Here is a 1,658-nt window from a genome sequence, read left to right on the forward strand (position 1 = left end):
GATCACGCTTCCTGAACTTTCATGTCTTCGGCCGAGATTCCTGCGACGGCGACGGGTTTTTTCATTGCGTCGCGGCGGAAGGGTTCGCCGAGCTCCTGGTTGATCAGGGCCTCGATCAGCGTGGTGATGCCGTTCTTCTGGTCCTCGATCGCCTGGTTCAGCGCTGCGGTCAGCTCGTCCTGGGTGCGGGCCACGACGCCTTTCAGGCCACAGGCCTGCGCGATACCGGCGTAAGACACTTTGGTGTCCAGTTCGGTGCCGACGAAGTTGTCATCGAACCACAGGGTCGAGTTGCGCTTTTCCGCGCCCCACTGGTAGTTGCGGAAGACGATCTGGGTCACGGCGGGCCATTCCTCGCGGCCGATCGCAGTCAGTTCGTTCACCGCGATGCCGAAGGCGCCGTCACCGGCAAAGCCCACGACCGGCACGTCCGGGCAGCCGATCTTGGCGCCGACGATGGCCGGCAGGCCATAGCCACAGGGCCCGAACAGGCCCGGCGCCAGGTATTTGCGGCCCGCCTCGAAGGACGGATAGGCGTTGCCGATGGCGCAGTTGTTGCCGATATCCGAGCTGATGATCGCCTCTTTCGGCAGCGCCGCCTGAATCGCGCGCCACGCCATGCGGGGGCTCATCCAGTCGGGCTTGGCCGCGCGGGCGCGCTGGTTCCAGGTGGTGCCCGGATCATCATCCTCGTGGTCCATGCTGCTCAGCTGCTGGGCCCAGCGGGACTTCTTCTCGGCGATCTTCGCCTTGCGCGCGTCGCGGCCCTCGTCGCCCGCGGTATCGCTCAGCTGGTTCAGGATGCCGGTCGCCACCTTGGCCGCGTCACCCACGATGCCCACGGTGACCTTCTTGGTCAGGCCGATCCGGTCGGGGTTGATGTCGACCTGGATGATCTTGGCCTCGGCCGGCCAGTATTCCATGCCATAGCCCGGCAGGGTCGAGAACGGGTTCAGACGGGTGCCGAGGCACAGAACAACATCGGCTTCGCTGATCAGCTCCATCCCGGCTTTCGAGCCGTTGTAGCCCAGAGGACCGGCAAACAGAGGGTGGCTGCCGGGGAAGGCGTCGTTGTGCTGATAGCCCACGCAGACCGGCGCATCCAGACGCTCGGCCAGCGCCTTCGAGGCCTCGATCCCGCCCTTGGACAGAACCACGCCCGCACCGTTCAGGATCACCGGGTTCTTGGCGGTCGACAGCAGCTCGGCCGCCTGCGCCACGGCGGTTTCGCCGCCCGCAGGGCGTTCGAAATCGACGATGGCGGGCAGATCAACATCAACCACCTGGGTCCACATGTCACGCGGGATGTTGATCTGGGCCGGGGCGCTGGCGCGCTTGGCTTTCATGATCACGCGGTTCAGAACCTCGGTGACGCGGGTCGGGTCGCGGACCTCTTCCTGATAGGCGACCATGTCCTCGAACAGCTTCATCTGCTCGACTTCCTGGAAACCGCCCTGACCGATGGTCTTGTTCGCCGCCTGCGGGGTGACCAGCAGCAGCGGCGTGTGGTTCCAATAGGCGGTTTTTACGGCGGTCACGAAGTTGGTGATGCCGGGGCCGTTCTGCGCGATCATCATCGACATCTTGCCGGTGGCGCGGGTGTAGCCATCCGCCATCATCCCCGCGCTGCCTTCATGCGCGCAGTCCCAGAACATGAT

Annotated in this window: 1 protein-coding gene; it reads right to left on the reverse strand. The window is 65.0% G+C overall.

Annotation, left to right across the window (positions count from 1 at the left end):
* Positions 1–2: 2 nt before the first annotated feature.
* Positions 3–1,658, reverse strand: a 1,656-nt coding sequence (xsc, locus tag ACR0E2_RS20635; protein ID WP_480447753.1) for a sulfoacetaldehyde acetyltransferase, incomplete at its 5' end; no start/stop codon positions are given.

It is taken from the genome of Ruegeria sp. A4 (assembly GCF_056543025.1).